Raw genomic sequence first — 22,224 nt, forward strand, 5'->3', positions numbered from 1 at the left:
TCAGTCCTCGCCGCGCGAGTGCGAGCGGCCTTCGCGCTCCGCCGCTTCCATCTCGCGCGCTTCCTCTTCGGAACGCGGCCGGGCGCGTTCGGCGTCGGACTTCACGTCTGCCTTGTCGAGGTAGCGTTCGGTGCGCTCCTGGTAGTCACGCGTGCCTTCGTAGCTGCCTTCGCCCATCTGCTGGGGCTTGCCGGGGTCGGGTTGCCGCGGGGCCTGGAACCCGGTCGAGCCGGACATCTGCTGCTGCTGGGCGACGCGGTCGCCGGGCGGTTGCTGTTGCGGGGATCTGCGGGTCATCGTGGTGCACTCCTGGGAGCACGCAGCTTAGGAACTGCACCAGGAGCGGGATGTCGGCGGCCGCGCCGGCCGGCGTCGGAACGCGACGACAGCCACGCGTCGGTGCCTGCCGACGCCGGCGGCCCCGCGTTCAGTCCTGCAGCGAGGCCCACATCTCCTGGTCGCGCTCGGCCGTCCAGATGCGCGGGTTCTTGATGCCCTTGGCCTCGTCGTAGGCCCGGCTGACGTCGAACGGCAGGCAGTGCTCGTAGATGAACACATGGCCGAACACCGGGTCCATGGACTTGCGGGTGTGCGCCATCGCGGCCTTCAGGTCCATGCCGGCGGCGGCGGCCTCCCGGGCGGCGGTGAACAGGGTCTGCACCCAGCGCTTGGTGTAGTCGAGCGCCTGGTTGACCTGCGCGCGGCCCTTCATCGCCGCGCCGCGTCCCGGCACGATGGCCTCGGCCTCCAGCGCACGCAGCGCCTCCAGCGTGGCCGGCCACTCCTCCAGATGGGCGTCGCCGGTATAGACGCCGGCCTCGTACTCGACCAGGTCGCCCGAGAACAGCACCTTCTCCGCCCCGATCCAGGCGATGGTGTCTCCGCGCGTGTGGCCCGGCCCCGGATGCCACACCTCCACCTGCACCCCGCCCAGGTCCAGTGTCAGGCGGCCGGGCACCTCGCCGCGCACCGGATTGCCGCCGCCGATCACCAGGGTGGGCCAGGTCAGGCCGGGCACGGTCTCGGCGTTGCGGAACAGCCGCGGGAAGCGCTCCATCTCGGAGCGCATGTCCTGCTCGCCGCGCTCGACGATCAGGTCGTAGGTGCCCTGGCTGGCGATGATCTCGGTCGCGCCCTCGTCGACGAACGCGCTGGCGCCCAGCACGCGCACCGCGTGGTAGTGCGTCAGCAGCACGTACTTGATCGGCTTGTCGCTGACGGTGCGGATGCGCGCGATCAGGTCGCGCGCCATCGCGGGCGTGGCGGTGGCGTCGCTCACCATGATGTAGCGGTCGCCGATGATCACGCCGGAGTTCGGGTCGCCCTCGGTCGTGTAGGCCCAGCAATGCGGGGACAGCTGCTCGAAGGTGATCGTCTTGTCGGCCAGGTCGGCCTGGCTCGCGAATGCTTTGGACACGGAGGAAGCTCCTTGCGCCGGGGACGGCGCTGAACGAGGCGGCGATTCTACTTTGCGTAACGCGTTACGCATTGTTGAATCAGTTGCCGGCCGGGCGCTGCTGCAGGCCGGCCAGGGCCGCCGCCACCACGGCGTCCATCGGGAGCGCCGCATCGACGGTGACCACGCCCGGCTCGCCGGCCGGATCCTCCAGCGCGGCGAACTGGCTGTCCACCAGGCTGGGCGGATAGAAGTGGTCCGCGCGGCCGGCGACCCGCGCCTGCGCCTGCGCCGGCGTGAGCGCCAGGTGGACGAATTGCAGGCCGGGCGCCGCGGCCCGCAGCCGGTCGCGGTAGGCCACCTTCAGCGCCGAGCAGGTGAGCACCGCGCCGCCGGCATGGCCCGCCAGCTGGTCGCCCAGCACCTGCAGCCAGCCGGCCCGGTCGGCGTCGTCCAGCGGCAGGCCGCGCGACATCTTGTCGATGTTGGCCGGCGGGTGGAAGCCGTCGCCCTCGACCAGCGGCACCCCCAGGGCCTGCGCCAGCCGGGCGCCGACCGCGGACTTGCCGCAGCCCGACACGCCCATGACCACCACCCGCGGGCCGGCAGCGGCGTTCATGGCGCCAGCCCCGGTCCGGGCAGCACCACGACCGGCCCGGCGACGCCGCCCGTACAGGCCCAGTCCTGCGGGAGCAGTTGCCCGGAGGTGCTGGTCTCGTGGTCCGGGTCGGCCTGGCTCGCGAATGCGTGGGACATGGGGAATGCTCCTGGCGCCGGCGGCGCGTCGGGCGAGGCGGCGATTCTACTTTGCGTAACGCGTTACGCATTGTTGAATCAGTTGCCGGGACGCTCCTGCAGGCAGCATCGGGGACCCGCCATGACCTCGTCCAGCCTCGCTTGTCCGGCGTGCGGCTTTGGCTGCGAAGCCGGCTTCGCGTTCTGCCCGCGCTGCGGCGCAGCGCTCGCGCGCGCCGCCCCCGAGCCCGCGGCCGACCGTCGCCAGGTCACCGTGGTGTTCGCCGACCTGACCGGGTTCACGTCGCTGGCCGAGCGGCTCGACCCCGAAATGCTGCGCACGTTCCAGAACGCGCTGTTCGAGACCCTCGCGCAGGCCGTCGCCCGCCACGACGGCTTCGTGGAGAAGTTCGTCGGCGACGCGGCGATGGCGGTGTTCGGCGCGCCCGTCGCGCACGAGGACGACCCGCTGCGCGCGCTCGAGGCGGCGCGGCAGATGATGGACGGCGTCGAGCGCCTGAGCCGGGCCTGGGCGGGGCGCCTGGGGCGGCCGGTGACGCTGCACATCGGCGTCCACACCGGGGCGGTTGTCGCCGGCAGCCTCGGGCACGGCGCCGGTGGCGCCTACGCGGTCACCGGGGACACCGTGAACACGGCGGCCCGGCTGCTCGCGGCCGCCGCGCCGGGGACGGTGCTGGTGTCGGACGCCACGCGCGGGCTGGTGCGGCACCGCTATGCCTTCGAGCCGGCCACCGAACTCGCGCTGCGCGGCAAGGCGCAGGCGGTGCTGACCCATCGCCTCGTCGGCGTGCGCAGCGACGCCGGGCCGGCGCGCGGCCTGGCCGAGTTCGGGCTGGCCGCGCCGCTGGTCGGGCGCGACCGGGCGCTGGCGCAACTGTCGGGCGCATTCGACGGCTTGCAGCGCGGCCGGGCCGCGTTCGTCGTCGTCGTCGGCGAGGCCGGCGCCGGCAAGTCCCGGCTGGTGGCGGAGTGGTTCGCGCGCCTCGAGCGCGAGGACCGGCTCGGGACCGTCACGGTGCGGCGTGCCAGCTGCGCATCGCTCGGCGAACCGACCTACGGCACCTTCGGCGCGCTGTTCCGCGAGGCCTACCGGCTCGATGCCGGCGACACGCTGGACGTCGCCCGGCACAAGCTGCAGGAGGGCCTGCAGGCCCTGGGCGCCGACGCCGACGAGACCGATGCGGTGGCACGGGTCCTGAACTACCTGCTCGGCATCGACGACACCCGGCCGCGCGACATCGACCCGGAGCAATTGCAGCGCCAGATCACGCTGGCCGCGCGTGCACTGATCGAGCGGCGGCTGGCCTGCCAGCCGCTGCTCATCGTCATCGACGACCTGCACTGGGCCGATGCGGCGTCGGTGGACCTGCTGTGCGAGGTCGCCGACCAGCTTGCGGACCGGCCGCTGATGCTGCTCGTCTCCCAGCGTCCGGATGCGCGACTGCCCCGCACCGCGCGGGTGCCGCAGTCGACGATCGAGCTCGGGCCGCTGGACGACGACGACACGCGCGCGCTCGTGACCCACCTGCTCGGCGCCGCGGCCGGCGACGCCGCGGCGACGGTGCGCGAACTGGTCGCGGCGCGGGCCGGCGGCAACCCGCTCTTCGTCGAGGAGATCGTTCGCAGCCTCGCCGCCCGCGGCCAGCTCGCCGGCGGCGACGGCGGCCGGCGCAGCGACACGCCAGGCGCCGCCGTCGATGTCCCGACGACCCTGTACGGCCTGCTGCTCTCGCGCATCGACCGCCTGCGGCCCGAGGCACGCCGCACCCTGCAGGAGGCGGCGGTGCTCGGCGCGCGATTCGAGCGCGCGCTGCTGGAGCAGGTGGCGACGGTGCCCCACGCGACCGGCGTCGCGCTCGACCGCCTGGCCGCGGACGACCTGATCCGCGCCGACGGGCCGGGGGGCCAGCACTGGCGTTTCAGCCACGTGCTGCTGCACGAGGTGGCCTACCAGAACCTGCTGCTGGCGCGGCGCACCGACCTGCACGAGCGCGTCGGCCGCGCGCTCGAAGCCGCAGCCGGCGGCGAGCCCGGCAACCCGCGGCGCCTGGCCGAGCTCGAAGCCCTGGGCCACCACTGGAGCCTGTCGCCGGACAAGCTGCGCGGCGCCCGCTACCTGCTGGCGGCCGGCGACTGGGCGCGCGCGGTCTATGCCAACGACGACGCGCTGCGCCACTACCGGCGCGCGCTGGACACGCTGGGCGAGACGGCTGCGGACGCCGCAGCGCCCGCGGTCGACGCAGTGACCTGCGATGCGCGCGAGCGCCTGGCCGACCTGCTGGGCCTGCAAGGCCGGCGCGACGACGCCCTCGCGCAATACGACCTCATCCAGCGGGCCGCGCCGGTGGCGCACGATCCGGTGCGCGCGGCGCGCGTCCTGCGCAAGACCGGAGGCCTGCACTGGGAGGCCGGTGACCGCGAGCGGGCCGGCGTCTGCTTCCGCGCCGGCCTGGAGCGGCTGGGCGACGGCGGTGATCCGATCGAACGCGCGCACCTGTTCCAGGAGATGGGCCGGCTCGCATTCCGTGCCGGCGACAACGCCCAGGCGCTGGCCCTGGCGCAACGCGCACTCGCCGAGTTGCCGGCGAGCGGGGCGACGCGCGACGCCGTCCTCGTCGAGGCCGAGGCCTGCAACACGCTGGGCATCGCGCTGGCCCGCCTGGGCCGGCCGTCCGAGGCGGTCGAGCAGATCGAGCGCAGCGTGCGCCGGGCCGAGGCCCACGAGATGCTGCAGGCGGCGTGCCGCGGCTACACCAACCTCGGCGTGCTGTACGCCTCGCTGGACCCGCAACGCAGCATCGACACCTGCCTGCGGGGGCTGGAGACGGCCCGCAAGGTCGGCGACCTGGGCTTCCAGTCGCGCCTGTACGCGAACCTGGCGGTCGCCTATTGCGCGCTGACGAACCGGTGCGAGGCCGAGGGCGTGGCGGCGGCACGCGCGGCCGCCGCCCTGGACCGCCGGCTCGGGCTGCTCGACCACCTGGCCGTGCCGCTGATCGTGCTGGGCCAGATCCACCAGTGCCACGGCGACCATGCGCGTGCCTTCGCGTCGTACGAAGAAGCGTTGCAACTCGCCGAGCAGATCGATGAGCCGCAACTGCTGTTCCCCTGCTACGATGGTTTGGCGACGTTGTATCTCGACACGGGGCGGCCTGAGCAGGCTGAAACCCACCTCGAGAAGGCGCGGGAGGTCTGCGAACGCGCCGGCCTCGAGCCCGACGCGCTGATGGTGCTTCCATTCCTCTGCTGACCCCGCATGAAGGAGCCTGGACATGTCGACCGCCACCCTCACCCATCCGGTCTTGCCGGGCCAAGCGGCGCCCGGCTTCGCGCTCCCGGCGGTGGCCGGGGCCGGAACCGTCTCGCTGGACGACTACCGCGGCCGCAGCTCGCTGTTCCTGGCGCTGATGATCGGCCTGTGGTGCCCGTTCTGCCGCCGCCAGCTCGTGCAGCTCGGCAGTTTCGAGAACAAGCTGAAGGAGCTCGGCGTCGAGACCCTGGCGGTCGTGGCCACCGCGCCGGAGAACGCGCGCCTGTACTTCAAGTTCCGGCCGACGCGCCTGCGCCTGGCGTCCGACCCTGGACTGACGACGCACCGCGCCTATGGCGTGCCCAAGCCCGAGCCGACGCCGGCCCTGCTGGACGCGCTGGCGACGACCCGCGTCAACCCGACCGGCGAGCTGCCCGAACCCTTGCCGGTGCCCGAGGCTGCCAAGGTGCTGGGGGAGCTCGACGGCTACGTCAACACCGCGGCCGACCAGGCCGACATCGACCAGCAGTGGCCGCAGCTCAAGGCGCTGTACCTGATCGATCGGGAAGGCATCGTGCGCTGGGCCCACATCGAGTGCGCCGATGAAGGGGTGGCCGGGATCGGCAAGCTTCCCTCCGAAGAGGTGATCCTCGACGCGGCGCGCGCCTGCGCGGCCGCCTGACCGTCAGCGCTCGAGCTTCGAGCTGTTCTGCGCGCGCTGGACGTCTTCGCCCAGCCGCTGCGCCAGCAGCTGCACCAGGTGGAACGCGAAGGCGGGCTGCTGGAAGAACAGCTGGCGCACGGTGCTCTCGTGGATCTCGAGGATGAGGCAGTCGGTGACGCAGCGGACCGTGTGCGTGCGGTTGTGGTCGGGCGAGAACAGCGCGACCTCGCCGAAGATGCGGCCCGGAAGCAGCGGCACGCCGATGTCGGCAAGCTCCAGTTCGCCTTCGGCCAGCAGGTACAGCCGATCCGCCGGATCGCCTTTCGTGAACAGGGTCCGCCCGGCCTTGAGCCGGCGCCGCTTCATGTGCGGGCGCAGCCAGAGCGCCGCCATGTCGGCCTGGACACCGGCGCGGGCCACGCGGCGCGTGAGCCGCGTCACCTCGATGGCCCGGAACAGGTTGATCGGCAGCAGCGACAACGAGACGATCATCGTGATCGGTGACGGCTGCAGCACGGCGTAGGTCAGCAGTCCGACGTTGCTGCCGACGGCCAGCCAGCGCAGCGGCAGCATCGTGCGCGTGAGCGCGCCGGCCACCACCAGCCCGACGCCCAGCGCCGCTGCCAGGCCGGCCACCATGTGCGCCGGCGAGGCCAGCATGCTGGCGACGAAGCCGGCCAGCTGCGACCCGGCGCCCTGGATCAGTTCGCTGCCGCTGGTCACCGCGGCGCGCCTCGGCTGGCAGCGCCGGCCGGCGTGGTGGTCACCGCGTTCACCCCGCCAGCCCCTGTTCGAGCAGCGCGATCACCCGCCCGGCGAAGTCGGTGGATGTCATCCGGCCGCCGCGGCGCAGCCAGGTGAAGGCAGTTGAACATGCCGAGCAGCATCCAGGTCACCGCGTCTCGTTGGCGTCGTCGATCCGCCAAGGATAGGCGCGGCGCAGGAAAAACGGCTAGCGGCCGGCACCACGTCGCGTTGCGCCGACGCCCCGACCTGCCCTGCCTTCAGCGCCAGCAGGCGCTGGCGCCTGCCCGTCAGCGGGCCGGCACGGGCACCGGCCGCGGCAGCAGCGTGCCGGCCCCGAGCGCCACCAGGGCGCGCGCCAGCCGGCCGGCCGACCGCAGCCCCAGCGCCAGGGCCAGGCGCAGGTCGCTCCAGGACTGCTCCACCGCCCGCGCCGCTGCCGGCTGCGGGGCGGTCTCGAAGTCCCAGCTGAAATACACCGGCCGCGCGGCGTCGCACGACTCCAGCACCAGCCGGCGGCCGGCCGCCACCCGCACGGAGTCGCCGGCGCCCAGCACGCGGTCGCCGAAATCGTTGGCGGGCCCGGCGTGCGGGCCGTCGAACGTGAGCCAGACCCGCCCGTGGGCGACGCGCAGCACGCCGTCCTCGCGCGGGCGCAGCGTGGTCGCACGGCCCTGCGCCAGCTTCCAGGTGCCGCTCAGGCGGGTGGTCGATTGTTGCGGATGCAGCAGCGCGGTCATGGACATGGCGATCTCCTGGTCTGGCATTGGCGGCAGTGAATGATGGGAGCCGCGCGCTTGTCGGTCCAATGAAATCCAGCTAGGCTTTTCATTCCGATCCCGCATCAATCCCTGGCCCGCCCCATGCTCCACTCCCAGACCCACCTGCGCACCCGCCCGGTGTCGGCCGGCTACCTGCGGGCCTTCGAGGCGGTCGCCCGGCACCTGAACTTCCGCGCCGCGGCCGAGGAAATGGCGCTCACGCAGTCAGCCGTCAGCCGCCAGATCCAGTCGCTGGAAGAGGAAGTGGGCGTGTCGCTGTTCCTGCGGCACACGCGGGCGGTGGAACTCACCACCGCCGGCAGCCAGCTGCTGCTGGCGGTGAACAACGGGCTGCCGCGCATCGACGCCGCGGTGCGCCAGATCCGCCAGAGCGCCGGCCGCAAGAGCGTGTCCATCACCACCTTCGCCTCGTTCGCCTCGATGTGGCTGATCCCGCGGCTGGAGCAGTTCCAGCGCGACCACCCCGACATCGACATCCGCATCGACGCCACCGACACCAGCCTGGACCTGGAGCTGGCCGACGTCGACCTGGCGCTGCGCTACGGGCCGGCGGCCAACATGCCGCCCAAGTCGGTGCGGCTGTTCGGCGAGCAGCTGACACCGGTGGCCAGCCCCTGGCTGCTCAAGAGCGGCAGCGCCGTGCACAAGCCGGCCGACCTGGCGCAGTTCGCGTTCATCGAGGCCGGCGACGCCAACCGCTCGCACCTGGAGTGGCTGACCTGGCGCCGCTGGCTCGACGGCCACCAGCTCACGCGCCTGCAGCCCAAGCGCTGGCTGTACTTCAACTACGCCTACCAGATGGTGCAGGCCGCCCTGACGGGCCAGGGCGTGGTGCTGGCCCGGCTGCCGATGGTGGCCGAGAGCCTGGCCAACGGCGACCTGATCGAGCCGCTGCCGCGGCTGCGCATCGATTCGCCCATGGCCTACTGGCTCATCGTCGGTCCGCGCGGCGCCCACCGCCCCGAGATCACCGGCTTTTGCGACTGGCTGCAGTTGCAGGCCCGGTCGACACGCCAGACCATCGGCGAGGTGCCGGACCCCGACACCGTCGACGACATCGACTGAGCGGCGCCGCCGGGCTCAACCGATCGGCCAGACCACGCCGTTGTCGTTGAGGATGGCGTCCAGCGGCACGTCGTGCGGCTCGGCCTCGAAATCGTCGAGGAAACCGGTGGTGAAGCCCAGGCCGACCGTGAACGGGCGCGGCTCCAGCTTGGACAGCGTGCGGTCGTAGAAGCCGCCGCCGTAGCCCAGCCGGTAGCCGCCGGCGCCGTAGCCGACGCAGGGCACGAACAGCAGGGTGGGCACGATGACCTCGGTGTCCTTGGGCTTGGGGATGCCGTAGGCGTCCTCCTCCATCGGGCAGCCCGGGAACCAGGCGTGGAATTTGAGCGTCTTGTGCAGCTTGTCCACCACAGGCAAGCCGATCCGGCGCAACTGCGGTTCGCCCTGCAATTCGCCGTCTTCCTTCCAGCGGTGCAGCGCCGGCAGGGGGTCGAATTCGCCCTTGATCGGCCAGTACGCCCCAATGGCGGCATCGGGGCGGCCCACCAGCCAGATGCGCATCACGCGCTGCAGCAGGTCGGACCGCCGCTGGCGGTCCGGCAGCGCCAGCCGCTCCTCGACCAGGCGCTTGCGCAGGGCGTTCTTGTCCTCCGGCTTGTCCATAATCCACCGATGAAGTTTCGAACGATTCTGGCACTGATCGCCGTGGGGTTTGCCGCAACCGTGGCGCAGGCTCAGAACCGGGGCGACGACACCCTCCTCGAGATGGCCCAGGCGTTCCGCCAGGGCAACAAGGCACGGCTGAGCCAGCTGCTGCCGCTGGCGCGCGGCCACGTGCTGGAACCCTGGGCCGCCTACTGGGAACTGCGCGCCCGCCTCGACACCGCCAGCACCCAGGAAGTGCAGGATTTCCTCGGCCGCTACGCCGGGACCTACCAGGAAGACCGGCTGCGCAACGACTGGCTGCTGCTGCTGGGCCAGCGGCGCGACTGGACCACCTTCGCCGACGAGCACCCGCGCTTTCGCATGAACGATGACGGCCAGGTGCGCTGCTATGCCGCACTGGTGCGCCACCTGGTCGAGGGGCCGGCGGCGCCGCCGACCCTGGCCGACGAGGTGCGCCGGATCTGGTTCGCCCAGCGCGGCGACGACGACGCCTGCACCCTGGCCGCCAGCCGCTTCCTCACCGAGACCAGCGGCCGCAACCGGATGAGCACCGCCGACGCCTGGCGCAAGGCCCGGCTGGCGATGGAGGCCAACCGGCCGAAGATGGTGGCCGCGGCGGTCGAGCTGGCCTCGGCCGAGGCCATGCCGCTGCTGGCCGAGCTGAACGCCAGCCCGGCCCGCTTCCTCACCAGCCGCGCGACCGCCAGCTCGCGGGTGCGGCGCGAGCTGATCGGCCTGGCGCTCATCCGGATGGCCACCACCGACCCCGACAACGCGGCCGCGCTGCTCGAGTCCAAGTGGGGCCCGCAGCTCAAGCTCGAGGAACGCAACTGGATCTGGGGCGTGCTCGGCCGCCAGGCGGCGCAGAAGCTGGACGACGACGCGCTGGCGCTCTACGCCAAGGTCACCCGCGACAGCGACCTGACCGACGACATGCTGGCCTGGAAGGCGCGCGCCGCCCTGCGCGCGGGCCGCACGCCGCAGTGGCCCACGCTGACCGCCGCCATCGACGCCATGAGCGACGAGGCACGCCGCGACCCGGCCTGGCAGTACTGGAAGGCGCGCGCCCTGCTGGCCGGCGGCCACGAGGCCCAGCGGGCCGAGGCGCAGAAGCTGCTGGAGGCGCTGGCCTCGCCCACGCGCGGCTTCTACGAGATGCTGGCACTGGAGGAACTGGGGCAGCGGGTGACGCCGCCGGCGCGCCCGGCACCGCCCACGGCCGAGGAGAAGGAGGCCGCCCGCCAGGACCCCAGCCTGGCCCGCGGCCTGTACGCCATCGCGCTCGGCCTGCGCGGCGAGGGCGTGCGCGAATGGAACTACGGCACCAACCTGGCCCGGCCCGGCGGCATGGCCGACCGCGAGCTGCTGGCCGCCGCCCAGGTCGCCTGCGAGCGCGAAGTCTGGGACCGCTGCATCAACACCAGCGAGCGCACCAAGGGCGAGGTCGACATCGAGCAGCGCTTCCCGCTGCCCTTCCGTGAGCAGGTGGTGCGCCGCAGCCTCGACATCAACCTCGACCCGGCCTTCGTCTACGGCCTGATCCGCCAGGAGAGCCGCTTCGTGATGGACGCCCGCTCCAGTGTCGGTGCCTCGGGGCTGATGCAGGTCATGCCGGCCACGGCCCGGTGGACGGCGCGCAAGCTCGGGCTGAACGGCTTCCGGGTCGAACAGCTGGCCGACCGCGACACCAACATCGCGATCGGCACCGGCTACCTGAAGCTGGTGCTCGACGACTTCAGCAACTCGATGGCGCTGGCCGCCGCCGCCTACAACGCCGGCCCGGGCCGGCCGCGCAACTGGCGCAACGGCCCGGTGATGGAGGCCGCCGCCTGGGCCGAGAACGTGCCCTTCGGCGAGACCCGCGACTACGTCAAGAAGGTGCTGGCCAACACCACCCTGTACGCCGCCGTGCTCACCGGCCAGCCGCAGTCGCTCAAGGCCCGGCTGGGAATGGTGGGCCCGCGCGACATGGCGCTGCCCGAACCCAACCGGGACCTGCCCTGATGGACGTGGTGCTGGCCACGGTCGCCAGCGAGTTCTCCGACATCCGGGACCTGGAGTCCTTCGTCCGCGCCCTGGTGCGGTTGCTGCTCGCCGCCCTGCTGGGCGGCCTGCTCGGCCTGGAACGCGAGCTGACCGGCAAGCCGGCCGGCCTGCGCACCCACATGCTGGTGGCGCTGGGCTCGGCCATGTTCATGCTGGCGGCGCGTCGTGCCGGGCTCGACGAGGAAGGCGTGTCGCGCGTCATCCAGGGACTGCTGGCCGGCGTCGGCTTCCTGTGCGCCGGCTCCATCCTGAAGGCCGACGACCAGGAGCATGTCTACGGGCTCACCACGGCCGCCGGCCTGTGGATGACGGCCGCCATCGGCCTGGCCGCCGGCCTGGGCCTGGACGCACTGGCGGTGCTGAGCACGCTGCTGACACTGGGCATCCTGCTCCTGGAGATCCCGCTGCGCAACGTCATCCAGAACCAGCGCCGCCGGCGCCGGGCGGCGGTCGACGACGGCGGCCCCGGCGCGAGCTGACGCATCAATCGCGGCGCGATTTCGCATCAATGGCGGCCGGCGCGGCCGCTAGCATCCGCCCATCCCGCGCGGAGGCCCGCATGCTCAAGCTCTACATCGGCAACAAGAACTACTCGTCCTGGTCGATGCGGCCCTGGGTGCTGCTGCGCCAGGCCGGCATCCCGTTCGAGGAAATCCGGGTCCGCTTCGACTCGTTCGATCCCGGCTCGCAGTTCAAGGCCACCCTGGCCGGCATCAACCCGGTGGGCAAGGTGCCGGTGCTGGTGGACGGCGAGCTGGCGGTCTGGGACTCGCTGGCCATCGCCGAGACCGTCGCCGAGGCCTGGCCCGACCGGCAACTGTGGCCGCAGGACCGCCAGGCGCGCGCCCGCGCCCGCAGCATCTGCGCCGAGATGCACGCCGGCTTCAGCGCCCTGCGGACCCACTGCCCGATGAACATCGAGGCCCGGCTGCCCGAGGTCGGGGCCCTGGTCTGGCGCGACCGGCCGGCGGTGCGCGCCGACGTCGAGCGGCTGGTGACGATGTGGACCGGCCTGCTGCGCCAGCACGGCGGCCCGATGCTGTTCGGCGAGTTTGGCATCGCCGACGCCTACTTCGCGCCGGTGTGCATGCGGCTGCGCACCTATGCGCTGCCGGTGCCCGCCGCGGTGACCGACTACATCGAGCGTGTCTGCTCGCTGCCCGGTGTGGCGGACTGGATCGAGGGCGCGCTGGCCGAACAGGATTTCCTCGACTTCGAAGAGCCCTACCGCACCCGGCGCTAGCCCGGCACGCCGCGGGGGGCGGCCCTTACACTGCCGCCATGCAGACGTACATGGTGGGCGGGGCCGTTCGCGACGCGCTGCTGGGCCGGCCCGTGAACGACCACGACTGGGTGGTGGTGGGCGCCACGCCGCAGGCCATGATCGAGGCCGGCTACCTGCCGGTCGGGCGCGACTTCCCGGTCTTCCTGCACCCCGACACGCGCGAGGAGTACGCGCTGGCGCGCACCGAGCGCAAGACCGGTCGCGGCTACCACGGCTTCGCCTTCCACGCCGACCCCGGCGTCACGCTGGAGGAGGACCTGGCGCGGCGCGACCTCACCATCAACGCGATCGCGCAGGACCAGGCCGGCCGCCTCATCGACCCCTTCGACGGCCGGCGCGACCTGGCCGGCCGCACGCTGCGCCACGTCACCGACGCCTTCCGCGAGGACCCGGTGCGCATCCTGCGGCTGGCGCGCTTTGCCGCCCGCTTCGGCGACTTCTCGATCGCGCCCGAGACGCTGGCGCTGATGCGCGCCATGGTCGCCGAGGGAGAGGTTGACCACCTGGTCCCTGAGCGCGTCTGGCAGGAGCTGGCGCGCGGCCTGATGGAGGACCGGCCCTCGCGCATGCTCACGGTGCTGCGCGACTGCGGTGCGCTGGCACGCCTGCTGCCCGAGGTCGACCGGCTGTGGGGCGTGCCGCAACGCGCCGAGTACCACCCCGAAGTCGACACCGGCGAACACCTGCTGCTGGTGCTGGACATGAGCGCGCGCCTGCGGGCGCCGCTGCCGGTGCGCTTCGCCTGCCTCACGCACGACCTGGGCAAGGGCACCACGCCCGCGGAGGTGCTGCCGCGCCACATCGGCCACGAGCAGCGCAGCGCGCGCCTCCTCAAGCAGGTGACGAACCGGCTGCGGGTGCCGACCGAATGCCAGGAGCTGGCCGACGTGGTGGCGCGCGAGCACGGCAACATCCACCGCAGCGGCGAGTTCGGCGCGGCGGCGGTGGTGCGCCTGCTCGAACGCTGCGACGCCTTCCGCAAGCCGCAGCGCTTCGCCGACGCCCTGCTCGCCTGCGAGTGCGATGCCCGCGGCCGCCTCGGCCTGGAGGAGCAGCCGTACCCGCAGCGCGCCCGCCTGCTCGGCGCGCTGGAGGCGGCGCGCCAGGTGCCCACCGCGACGGTCGCGGCGCAGGCGGCCGAGCGCGGCCTGAGCGGCCCCCAGGTGGGGGAGTGGATCCAGGCCGCCCGGGTGGCGGCGGTGCAGGAGCGGCTGGCCGCCGGTCAGTCGACCAGCGCCAGCGCGGCGTAGTCGCCCACCCGCTCCTGCAGGCCGGCGGGCACCAGCTCGCAGCCGTCGGTGAGCGCCGGCAGGCGGCCCGCCAGCTGCGCACGCAGGCGCGGCAGCAGGTAGTCGCGGTTGTTGCAGAACACGCTGCCGCCCAGGCTGATGCGCTGCAGGTCCAGCGTCACCACCAGGTTGTAGAGCGCGCGACCGAGCACCCGGCACAGCTCGTCGACCTGGGCCGCGCAGGCGGCATCCCCGGCCTGGGCCCGCTGCAGCAGCGTCGCGGCATCGGCGCCGAAGCGGCGCGCCACCGCGTTGCCCGCCACCAGCGCCTCGACGTCGCCGATGTTGCCGCAGCCGCACAGGGCGTCGTCGTTGTCGCTCACGAACGAGTGGCCGGCGTGGCCGGCGTTGCCATTCTTGCCGCGCAGCACGCGGCCGTCGACGCACAGGCCGGTGCCGATGCCGGTGCTCCAGGTGACATAGGCGCAGTCGGCGACGCCCTGCAGGGCGCCCCAGCGCCGCTCGGCCTCCAGTGCGCCGATGCAGTCGTTCTCGATGCGCAGGCGGTCGAAGCGCTGCGCCAGCGGCGCCTCCAGCACCGCGGTGCGCCAGTCGTTCGGCAGGCCGCGTTCGGGTCCGGCGATGCCGCCGCAGATGTTCGGCGTCGCCAGCTCGATGCGGCCGGCCACCAGCACGAAGGGGCCGCACGACGCCACGCCGGCGCTGCGCACCGTCTCCGGCGCGATGCCCACCTCGGCGCAGGCGGCGTCGACCATGCGCAGCACCTGCCGCGCGACGGCATCGTTGCTGCCGGTCTTGGCGGTCGGTTCGCTGCGGCGCGCCAGCAGCTCGTGGCTGCTGCCGTCGTTCAGGCTGACGGCCACCTTGGTGCCGCCGATGTCGATGCAGGCTCTCATAGGTACTTGGCGATCAGGCTGCACAGCAGGCTCAGCAGGATGGTGCTGGTGAGGGGCACCTGCCAGTCGCGGCCGAACAGGCGGAAGCGCAGGTCGCCCGGCAAGCGGCCGAAGCCAAGTTTCTGCAGGGCGGGCGTGAGCCAGCTGATCAGCATCAGGGCCAGGAAGACGACGACGAACCAGCGGATCATCTGGGCAGTGTAGGCCGTGCGCCGCGGACCGTGGGACCGTGCGTCAGAGCCGGCCGGTGCGATCGCCGGCGGCGAACCCGATCGCATCCCACCAGTCGCCGCGCGCCAGGCCGATGACCTTGAACAGCTCGCCCATCTCGTGCTCGTTGACCAGCTTCTGGATGGCCGCCTTGTCGCGCAGGCTGGCGTCGGCGGCCAGTTCCAGCAGGCCGCAGTTGAACAGGAAGCGGGCCTGCGTCGTGTAGCCCAGCACTTCCAGCCCGGCCGCCTGCGCCACCACCGCGATGCCGGTGAAGTCGACGTGGGCGGTGATGTCCTTGAGGCCGACGTCCTGCAGCGGGTCGGGGTCGGCCCGGTGGCCGCGATGGCACATCAGCGTGCCCATGTGGCGCTGCACGTGCCAGTACTCCGCCTCCGGGAAGCCGTAGTCGAGGAAGAACGCCGCGCCCGCCTCCAGCCGGTCGGCCAGCGTGCGCACGAAGGCCTGCGCCTGCGGGTGGATCTCGGTCAGGTAGTCGTGCTCGCCGTCGATCGCGACCGGCGGCCGCAGGTCGGTCGGGCGGTCCTCGAACACCAGCCGGCCGTCCTGCAGCACGACCCCGCGCTCGTGCCAGCGGCCCTGCCGGCGGTGCAGCAGCTGCACCGGCATGGCGTCGAGCACCTCGTTGCCGACCACCACGCCGGAAAAGCGCTCCGGCAGCGCGTCCACCCAGGCGACCCGCTCGCCGAAGCCGGCCAGCCGCTCCTGCTGGCGCTGCCGCAGGCTGCCCGACAGGTCGACGATGGTGTAGCGCTCGATGCGATCGCCCAGGGTCTCCAGCAGCTGCTGCGCCAGCGCCCCGGAGCCGGCGCCGAACTCCCAGACCTGGCGTGTCGCGGTCGCGTCCAGCGCCTGCACCACCTGCCGCGCCAGCGCCTGCCCGAACAGCGGCGTCAGCTCGGGTGCGGTGACGAAGTCGCTGCCCGATGCCGGCAGCGCGCCGAACTTGCGCGAGGCGTTGGCGTAGTAGCCCAGCCCCGGCGCGTAGAGCGCCAGCGCCATGAAGCGGTCGAACGGCAACCAGCCGCCGTCGCGGGCGGCCGCCCGGCCGATCAGCGCCGCGAGGGCGCTCGTTACACTGCCTGCATCCATCCCGCCCATTGTCCGTGAGCACGCCCCCTCCCCTTCGCACCGTGCTGGTGACCGGCGCCGCGCGCCGGCTCGGACGCGAGATGGCGCTCGGCCTCGCGGCCGCCGGCTGGCAGGTCGCGGTGCACTACCGCAGCTCGGCCGAGGCCGCCCGCCAGACGGTGGCCGACTGCACGGCGCTGGCCCCGGCCGGCCACCGCTTCGCGGCCGTGGCCGCCGACCTGTCCGACGAGGCGGCCGCGCGCGGCCTGCTGGCGCGCGTGGTGGCGGAGCTGGGCCCGGTCGAGGCGGTCATCAACAGCGCCTCGCTGTTCGAGCACGACACCGTGCAGAGCTTTTCCTATGCGCGCCTGCAGGACCACCTGCTGGCCAATGCCGCCGCGCCCATCGTGCTGGCGCAGGCCCTGCACCAGCACCTGGAGGCGCGCGGCGGCGAGGGCGCGGTGGTCAACCTGCTCGACCAGAAGCTGTGGAACCCCAACCCCGACTTCCTCAGCTACACGCTGTCGAAGGCGGCGCTGGAGGCGGCCACCACGCTGCTGGCGCAGTCGCTGGCGCCGCGCCTGCGCGTGGTCGGCGTCGCGCCGGGTCTGACGATCACCAGCCACCTGCTGTCGCAGGAGAAATTCGAGCAGCTGCACCGGCTGTCGCCGCTGGGTCGTTCGTCGACGCCGCAGGACGTGGTGGCGGCGGTGCGCTTCGCGCTGGAGAACCGCTCGATCACCGGCACCACCCTGCTGGTCGATGGCGGCCAGCACCTGATGCGCTTCGAGCGCGACTTCTCGCTGATGTGAGACCAGGACCAACGACATGGCCAAGGCCGGCAACCAGATCCTCACCCTGACCGGGCTGCGCTTCGACGCCAACCTGGGCATCCTCGACCACGAGAAGACGGCCCCGCAGCCGATCGCGGTGGATGCCGAGCTCAACCTCGGCACCCAACCACTGCTGCCGCGCGATGACGACATCCTGCACGTGCTCGACTACCGCAAGGTGCGCAAGATCATCATCGAGGAGTGCACGGCCGAGCACGTCAACCTGCTCGAGAGCCTGATCGGCAAGCTGGCGCACCGCCTGATGCAGCTGCCCGGCGTGCTGGGCGTGCGGGTGCGCATCGCCAAGCTGGAAATCTTCGACGACTGCGAAGTCGCCATCCGGGTCGAAACCGGGCAGTGGTGAGCCACGGCGGCTGCCGTCTGCCCCGGCGCTGAGGCCGCGCCGCCAGCCCATCACTTCCGTCGGTTACAGCTCGCCACCGTCCGGCCGGGCACGATCCGCCCCACGGTTCAACGGTTGGAGCGATGCCGCCGCCTTTTTTCACCGACAGCGGGGTCGACCGCAGCCCCGGCCTGCCGGGCCTGCCGCCCGGCGCCCTGCCCGACCCGGTGTCGGGCACGGGTCGTGGCTGGACGTCATCGGCGCTGCGATCCTTCCTGCGCGACTGGAGCGTGCCGCTGGCCGCCTGCCTGTGGCTGGCCGGGGTCATGGTGTTGCGCTGGCCGGTGTTCCGTGAGCCGGGCTTCAGCTCCGACTCGCCGATCGACGCCGCCTTCTTCGCCTACGCCGGCGAGCTGGTGCGCCAGGGCGGCACGCCCTACCTGAGCTTCTGGGACCACAAGGCGCCGCTGATCTTCCTGGTCAACGCCGCCGGCCTCGCGCTGAGCGGCGGCCAGCCCTGGGGCCTGTGGCTGCTCAACCTCGCCCTGTTCTCGGCCGCCAATGTCCTGGGCTATGCGGCGATGAAGCGCGCCTTCGGCGCCACCGCGGCACTGTTCGGCACCGTCTGCTTCGCGCTGCCGGTCGCAGCCATGCTGCCGCTGGGGATGACCGAGGGCTACGTCATCCCGCTGCAATGGGCAGCCGTGCTGCTGCTGGTGCGCTGGGACGCGGCGCGCCCGACCCGCTTCCTGCCGGCCCTGGCGCTGGGCGTGCTGGGCGCGCTGGCCTTCTACCTGCGCGCCAACCTCGCCGGCGCGGCGGTCGCCGTCGGCCTGACCCTGCTGCTGGTGATGCGCGGCGAGCGGCCCGCCCGCGACCGTGCCGTGCTCGTGGCGGCCGGGCTGGCCGGGCTGGCGCTGGTGACGGCGGCGCTCGTGGGCTACCTGGCCAGCCGGGGCGCGCTGGCGGCGTTCTGGGACCAGGCGTTCCACTACAACGTCCTGTACGCCCGCTCCGAGCTGCGCACCAAGGCCGGCGCGCTGCACTTCGGCACCACGGTCGCGACCCAGTACGGCTCGGCGGCCATCCTGTTCACGGCCTGGGTGCTGGGCGTGCTGCGACTGCGGTCCGCCGGCCGCCGCAGCGCGAACCCAGCCCTGCTGCTGGCCGTGCTGTGGTTGCCGATCGAGTTGCTGCTGGCCTCGACCTCGGGCCGCCACTACGGCCACTACTACGCCACCACCTTCGCGCCCGCCGGGCTGCTGGCCGCGGCCTTCGTGGTCGAACTCGCGGCACTGGTGCCGGCCGCCCCGGCCCGGCGCCTGCTGGTGGGCCTGCTCGCGGCCGGCGCGGCCCTGTCGGCGGTTGCGGGCACCGCGATGCGGCTGGCCATCGACGTCAACGAGAAGGCGCGCCGCCAGCAGGTGGCCATCACCGCCGACTACGTGCGCAGCCACACGGCCGCGGCAGACCGGCTGTTCGTCTGGGGCCATGCCGCCGACGTCCACTTCCTGTCCGGGCGGCCGCCGGCCAGCCGCTTCCTCTACCCGCTGGGCCTGCTGACACCGCGCTACGCCGACGCCGCCCTGGTCGACGGCCTCGTGGACGAACTGCGCCGCGCCGCCCCGCCGCTGATCGTCGACGCCACGCCCAACGCCATCGAGGGCGAGAACCTGGTGCCCCCGCTGGCGCAGTTCGATCCGGCCTGGTACTACCCCAAGAACGCCCGACCCGGCCGCCGCTACTGGTCCATGACGCCCGAGCTGCGCGCGTTCTACGACTACGTGCACGGCCACTATGTGCCGGTGGCGACCGTGGGGCCGCAGCAGTGGGTGGTCTACCAGCGGCTGCCGGAGCCCGCGCCGCGCTAGCCGCTCAGGGGACCAGCGGCGGCGCGATCTCCTCCAGCGCCTTGCGCTCGGCGTCCACGCCCCAGCGCCAGGCCACGGCCGCGGCGCCGATGACCAGCGCGGCGCCGAAGGCATAGCCGGCGAAGACCTGCCCCCGGCTGCCGCTGTCGACCAGGGCGCCGAAGATCGCCGGCGCCGCGAAGCCGCCGATGCCGGTGCCCACCGCGTAGAACAGCGAGATGGCCAGCGCCCGCATCTCGAGCGGGAACACCTCGCTGGCGGTGAGGTAGGCCGCGCTGGCGGCGGCCGAGGCGAAGAAGAACACCAGCGACCAGGCCAGGGTCTGGCTCACGGCGCCCAGCAGGTCGGCCCAGAAGGCCAGCCCGGTCCCCAGCAGGCCGACGCCGGCCAGCGCGTAGCTGATGCCGATCATGCGGCGCCGGCCGACCTGGTCGAACGCCGGGCCCAGCACCAGCGGCCCGAGCACGTTGCCGAGCGCGAACGGCAGGATGAACAGCCCCACCCGGGCCGGGTCGACGCCGTGGAAGCGGGTGAGCACGAGCGCGTAGGTGAAGAAGATGGCGTTGTAGAAGAAGGCCTGCGAGACCATCAGCGCCAGCACCACCAGGCTGCGCTGCCGGTAGCGCCCTGCCAGCACCCGCGCCACGTCGCGCAGGCTGGGCAGCGGGCGGCGCCCGGCCGCGTCGCGGGCGAGCGACGTGGCCGGGCTGCGCACGCCGGCGGCCGCCTCGATGCCGGCCATCACCCGCTCGGCTTCCTCGACCCGGCCATGTGCGAGCAACCAGCGCGGGCTCTCGGGCACGTGCCGGCGCACCAGCAGGATGGCCACCGCGAGCACGGCGCCGACCAGGAAGCCGGCCCGCCAGCCATCCTGCGGGCCCAGCACCCGGACATCGAGCAGCACCAGGCTCAGCACGGCCCCCAGCGCGGCACCGAGCCAGAAGCTGCCGTTGATGGCGAGGTTGACGCGCCCGCGCACCCGGGCCGGGATCAGTTCGTCGATGGCGGAATTGATGGCGGCGTACTCGCCGCCGATGCCGATGCCGGTGACGAAGCGGCACAGCGCGAAGCCGGCGAAGCCGGTGCAGAAGGCGGTGGCGACCGTCGCTCCCATGTAGACCAGCAAGGTCAGCAGGAACAGCCGCTTGCGCCCCAGCCGGTCCGCCATCCGGCCGAAGGCCAGCGCGCCGAGCACGGCGCCGGCCACGTACACCGAGCCGGCCCAGCCGACCTGGGCGGCGCTGAGGCCCAGCGTGTCGGGCCGCTCCAGCACGCCGCCGACCGACCCGACCAGCGTCACCTCCAGCCCGTCGAGCACCCAGGCGATGCCCAGCGCCAGCACCACGCGCCAATGCCAGCGCGACCACGGCAGGCGGTCCAGGCGCTCGGGCAGCGACGCGGGCTCCATATGGCGCCGATGATGGCCGATTCCGTGCCGCTGCGCGGCCCTGACACGGGCGTGGCGCGCCGGGCGGCAGCGGCCCCGCCAGCTGGCCGGATGAGAGAATCGGCCCCATGGCCGCCGTCTGGATCGACACCGAAACCCCTGCCCTGCCGCGCGCGGCGAAGATCGAGCGCGAGGCGCACAAGCTCGAGAAGCGCCTGTGCCGGCTGGTGGGCCAGGCGATCACCCAGTATTCGATGATCGAGGAGGGCGACCGGGTGATGGTCTGCCTGTCCGGCGGCAAGGACAGCTACGGCCTGCTGGACATCCTGCTGAAGCTGCAGCAGCGCGCGCCGGTGCGCTTCGAGCTGGTGGCGGTCAACCTCGACCAGAAGCAGCCCGGCTTTCCCGCCCACGTTCTGCCCGATTACCTGACCGCGCTGGGCGTGCCGTTCCACATCGAGGAGCAGGACACCTACTCCATCGTCAAGGACAAGATCCCCGAGGGCAAGACCATGTGCAGCCTGTGCTCGCGGCTGCGCCGGGGCATCCTGTACCGGGTGGCGGACGAACTGGGCGCCACCAAGATCGCGCTCGGCCACCACCGCGACGACATGCTGCAGACCCTGTTCCTCAACATGTTCTTCGGCGGCAAGCTCAAGGGCATGCCGCCCAAGCTGGTCAGCGACGACGGCCGCCATGTGGTGGTGCGCCCGCTGGCCTTCGTGGCCGAGCAGGACTTGGTGCGCTGGGCCGCGCAGCGCCGCTTCCCCATCATCCCGTGCACCCTGTGCGGCAGCCAGGAGAACCTGCAGCGCAAGCAGGTCGGCGCCATGCTGCGCGAGTGGGAGCAGAGGCACCCGGGCCGGCTCGAGAACATGGCCCATGCGTTACAGAACGTCGTGCCTTCTCACCTGGCCGACGGAACGCTGTTCGACTTCGCCGGTCTGACAGCCACCGGCGTGCCCAGCGCTGACGGCGACAAGGCGTTCGACCCCGAGGCATTCGACGCCCCGCCTGCGCTGCCGGGCCTGTCGGTCATCCAGCTCTGACCCGCCTTCGGGAGGCCCGCCATGCCGCGCTGCCCGCGCGCCCTCGCCATTGCCGTCACCGCCGGCCTGCTGCTGCTCGCCGGCTGTGCCGGCAACCTGGTGGTCGACAGCACCGTGCAGTCGTTCTCCGGGCTGAAGGCCCTGCCGGCGACGCCGACCTACCGCTTCGACCGCCTGCCGCTGCAGCACACCCAGCCGGCCCAGGAGCAGGTCGAGGCGCTCGCCGACCAGGCCCTGTTCAAGGCCGGGCTGCGGCGCGACGACCTGGCGCCGGTCTACAGCGTGGAGGTCAGCGCCCGCGTGCAGCGCACCCTCTCGCCCTGGGCCGACCCCTGGGACAGCTGGGGTTGGGGCGGCGCCGCCTACCCCTGGGGCGGCTACTGGCGGCACGGCTACGGCTACCCGTACCCGCGCGCCGACTACATCTGGTTCCAGCGCGAGGTGGGCGTGGTGGTGCGCGAGCTCGCCAGCAAGCAGGTGGTGTTCGAGAGCCGGGCCGCCAACGACGGCCCCTGGGCGGACCATGCCGTCGTGATCGGCGCCATGTTCGATGCCGCCATGGTCGGATTTCCCAACCCGCCCCCCGGCCTGCGCTACGTGAACGTGGAGGTGATCCGGCCCCAGGCGCAGGCGGCCGCACCCGCGCCGGAGCGGGCGCCCGCCTCTGCCCCGTCGCCCACCGGCCGGTGACAACTCGCA

General features: G+C 72.8%; 23 protein-coding genes. 12 read left to right on the forward strand and 11 right to left on the reverse strand.

Annotated elements, in window-relative coordinates:
* The 4 genes from GON04_RS24190 to GON04_RS24205 form a co-directional block, all read right to left on the reverse strand.
* Nucleotides 1–297 carry a hypothetical protein gene (locus GON04_RS24190; RefSeq protein WP_157400508.1) on the reverse strand — a complete coding sequence of 99 codons (297 nt, stop codon included), beginning with the start codon at nt 295–297 and terminating at the stop codon, nt 1–3.
* 130 nt (nt 298–427) lie between these two features.
* Nucleotides 428–1,417, reverse strand: coding sequence for an MBL fold metallo-hydrolase (locus GON04_RS24195; RefSeq protein ID WP_181653742.1), 990 nt, complete (start codon nt 1,415–1,417; stop codon nt 428–430).
* Between the two features lie 79 nt (nt 1,418–1,496).
* Complete coding sequence (locus GON04_RS24200; RefSeq protein ID WP_198349400.1) at nt 1,497–2,015, reverse strand: gluconokinase; 519 nt, start codon at nt 2,013–2,015, stop codon at nt 1,497–1,499.
* Nucleotides 2,012–2,152, reverse strand: coding sequence for a hypothetical protein (locus GON04_RS24205; protein ID WP_157400510.1), 141 nt, complete (start codon nt 2,150–2,152; stop codon nt 2,012–2,014). Before GON04_RS24205 ends, GON04_RS24200 begins: the two co-directional genes overlap by 4 nt.
* A 121-nt stretch (nt 2,153–2,273) precedes the next feature.
* Between GON04_RS24205 and GON04_RS24210 the strand changes: the two genes are divergently transcribed.
* Complete coding sequence (locus tag GON04_RS24210) at nt 2,274–5,402, forward strand: AAA family ATPase (RefSeq protein WP_181653743.1); 3,129 nt, start codon at nt 2,274–2,276, stop codon at nt 5,400–5,402.
* Between the two features lie 22 nt (nt 5,403–5,424).
* On the forward strand, nt 5,425–6,084 hold the full coding sequence (locus GON04_RS24215; RefSeq protein WP_157400512.1) for a peroxiredoxin family protein: 660 nt from the start codon (nt 5,425–5,427) through the stop codon (nt 6,082–6,084).
* A gap of 3 nt (nt 6,085–6,087) precedes the next feature.
* Here GON04_RS24215 and GON04_RS27235 read toward each other — a convergent pair whose 3' ends face one another.
* Both GON04_RS27235 and GON04_RS24225 read right to left on the reverse strand, forming a co-directional pair.
* Nucleotides 6,088–6,789 (reverse strand): cyclic nucleotide-binding domain-containing protein, encoded by a 702-nt coding sequence (locus GON04_RS27235; protein WP_157400513.1) that lies wholly within the window; start codon nt 6,787–6,789, stop codon nt 6,088–6,090.
* Nucleotides 6,790–7,100: 311 nt separating this feature from the next.
* Nucleotides 7,101–7,556, reverse strand: a complete 456-nt coding sequence (locus tag GON04_RS24225) for a DUF2917 domain-containing protein (RefSeq protein WP_181653744.1) — start codon at nt 7,554–7,556, stop codon at nt 7,101–7,103.
* A gap of 117 nt (nt 7,557–7,673) precedes the next feature.
* Here GON04_RS24225 and GON04_RS24230 point away from each other — a divergent pair, with 117 nt between their 5' ends.
* Nucleotides 7,674–8,657, forward strand: coding sequence for a LysR substrate-binding domain-containing protein (locus GON04_RS24230; protein ID WP_157400515.1), 984 nt, complete (start codon nt 7,674–7,676; stop codon nt 8,655–8,657).
* A gap of 15 nt (nt 8,658–8,672) precedes the next feature.
* Here GON04_RS24230 and GON04_RS24235 read toward each other — a convergent pair whose 3' ends face one another.
* Nucleotides 8,673–9,260 (reverse strand): 5-formyltetrahydrofolate cyclo-ligase, encoded by a 588-nt coding sequence (locus GON04_RS24235; RefSeq protein WP_157400516.1) that lies wholly within the window; start codon nt 9,258–9,260, stop codon nt 8,673–8,675.
* Between the two features lie 9 nt (nt 9,261–9,269).
* Here GON04_RS24235 and GON04_RS24240 point away from each other — a divergent pair, with 9 nt between their 5' ends.
* The 4 genes from GON04_RS24240 to GON04_RS24255 all read left to right on the forward strand — a co-directional run bounded on the left by GON04_RS24240 (nt 9,270) and on the right by GON04_RS24255 (nt 13,844).
* A complete protein-coding gene (locus GON04_RS24240; protein ID WP_157400517.1) occupies nt 9,270–11,267 on the forward strand; it encodes a lytic transglycosylase domain-containing protein in 1,998 nt (665 codons plus the stop codon).
* Complete coding sequence (locus GON04_RS24245) at nt 11,267–11,788, forward strand: MgtC/SapB family protein (RefSeq protein ID WP_157400518.1); 522 nt, start codon at nt 11,267–11,269, stop codon at nt 11,786–11,788. The genes GON04_RS24240 and GON04_RS24245 overlap by 1 nt, the downstream gene beginning before the upstream one ends.
* A gap of 80 nt (nt 11,789–11,868) precedes the next feature.
* Nucleotides 11,869–12,552 carry a glutathione S-transferase family protein gene (locus tag GON04_RS24250; RefSeq protein ID WP_157400519.1) on the forward strand — a complete coding sequence of 228 codons (684 nt, stop codon included), beginning with the start codon at nt 11,869–11,871 and terminating at the stop codon, nt 12,550–12,552.
* Between the two features lie 38 nt (nt 12,553–12,590).
* Complete coding sequence (locus GON04_RS24255) at nt 12,591–13,844, forward strand: multifunctional CCA addition/repair protein (protein ID WP_157400520.1); 1,254 nt, start codon at nt 12,591–12,593, stop codon at nt 13,842–13,844.
* Here GON04_RS24255 and GON04_RS24260 read toward each other — a convergent pair.
* Genes GON04_RS24260 through GON04_RS24270 form a run of 3 tightly spaced genes read right to left on the reverse strand, consistent with a single transcriptional unit; the run spans nt 13,817 to nt 16,063 of the window.
* Entirely contained in the window at nt 13,817–14,740 is a 924-nt protein-coding gene (locus tag GON04_RS24260) for an ROK family protein (RefSeq protein WP_157400521.1), read from the reverse strand. The two genes, GON04_RS24255 and GON04_RS24260, sit on opposite strands and share 28 nt — an antisense overlap.
* Nucleotides 14,737–14,931 (reverse strand): DUF2905 domain-containing protein, encoded by a 195-nt coding sequence (locus GON04_RS24265; RefSeq protein ID WP_157400522.1) that lies wholly within the window; start codon nt 14,929–14,931, stop codon nt 14,737–14,739. Before GON04_RS24265 ends, GON04_RS24260 begins: the two co-directional genes overlap by 4 nt.
* A 43-nt stretch (nt 14,932–14,974) precedes the next feature.
* Nucleotides 14,975–16,063 (reverse strand): class I SAM-dependent methyltransferase, encoded by a 1,089-nt coding sequence (locus GON04_RS24270; RefSeq protein WP_232533177.1) that lies wholly within the window; start codon nt 16,061–16,063, stop codon nt 14,975–14,977.
* Nucleotides 16,064–16,143: 80 nt separating this feature from the next.
* On the opposite strand from GON04_RS24270, the gene GON04_RS24275 reads away from it, so the two are divergent.
* The 3 genes from GON04_RS24275 to GON04_RS24285 all read left to right on the forward strand — a co-directional run bounded on the left by GON04_RS24275 (nt 16,144) and on the right by GON04_RS24285 (nt 19,089).
* Nucleotides 16,144–16,854: an SDR family oxidoreductase gene (locus GON04_RS24275; protein WP_157400868.1), complete on the forward strand. Its 711-nt coding sequence runs from the start codon at nt 16,144–16,146 to the stop codon at nt 16,852–16,854.
* A 16-nt stretch (nt 16,855–16,870) separates the two neighbouring features.
* Nucleotides 16,871–17,239 carry a dihydroneopterin aldolase gene (locus tag GON04_RS24280; protein ID WP_157400524.1) on the forward strand — a complete coding sequence of 123 codons (369 nt, stop codon included), beginning with the start codon at nt 16,871–16,873 and terminating at the stop codon, nt 17,237–17,239.
* A 122-nt stretch (nt 17,240–17,361) separates the two neighbouring features.
* Nucleotides 17,362–19,089, forward strand: a complete 1,728-nt coding sequence (locus GON04_RS24285) for a glycosyltransferase family 39 protein (protein WP_157400525.1) — start codon at nt 17,362–17,364, stop codon at nt 19,087–19,089.
* A gap of 4 nt (nt 19,090–19,093) precedes the next feature.
* Here the strand turns inward: GON04_RS24285 and GON04_RS24290 are convergent, their stop codons facing one another.
* Entirely contained in the window at nt 19,094–20,497 is a 1,404-nt protein-coding gene (locus tag GON04_RS24290) for an MFS transporter (RefSeq protein ID WP_157400526.1), read from the reverse strand.
* A gap of 107 nt (nt 20,498–20,604) precedes the next feature.
* Between GON04_RS24290 and ttcA the strand changes: the two genes are divergently transcribed.
* Together ttcA and GON04_RS24300 are read left to right on the forward strand one after the other, a co-directional pair.
* A complete protein-coding gene (ttcA, locus tag GON04_RS24295; protein ID WP_157400527.1) occupies nt 20,605–21,525 on the forward strand; it encodes a tRNA 2-thiocytidine(32) synthetase TtcA in 921 nt (306 codons plus the stop codon).
* A gap of 21 nt (nt 21,526–21,546) precedes the next feature.
* On the forward strand, nt 21,547–22,215 hold the full coding sequence (locus GON04_RS24300) for a DUF4136 domain-containing protein (RefSeq protein WP_157400528.1): 669 nt from the start codon (nt 21,547–21,549) through the stop codon (nt 22,213–22,215).
* The last annotated feature ends 9 nt before the right edge of the window (nt 22,216–22,224 follow it).

It is taken from the genome of Ramlibacter pinisoli, from assembly GCF_009758015.1.
GTDB lineage: Bacteria > Pseudomonadota > Gammaproteobacteria > Burkholderiales > Burkholderiaceae_C > Ramlibacter > Ramlibacter pinisoli.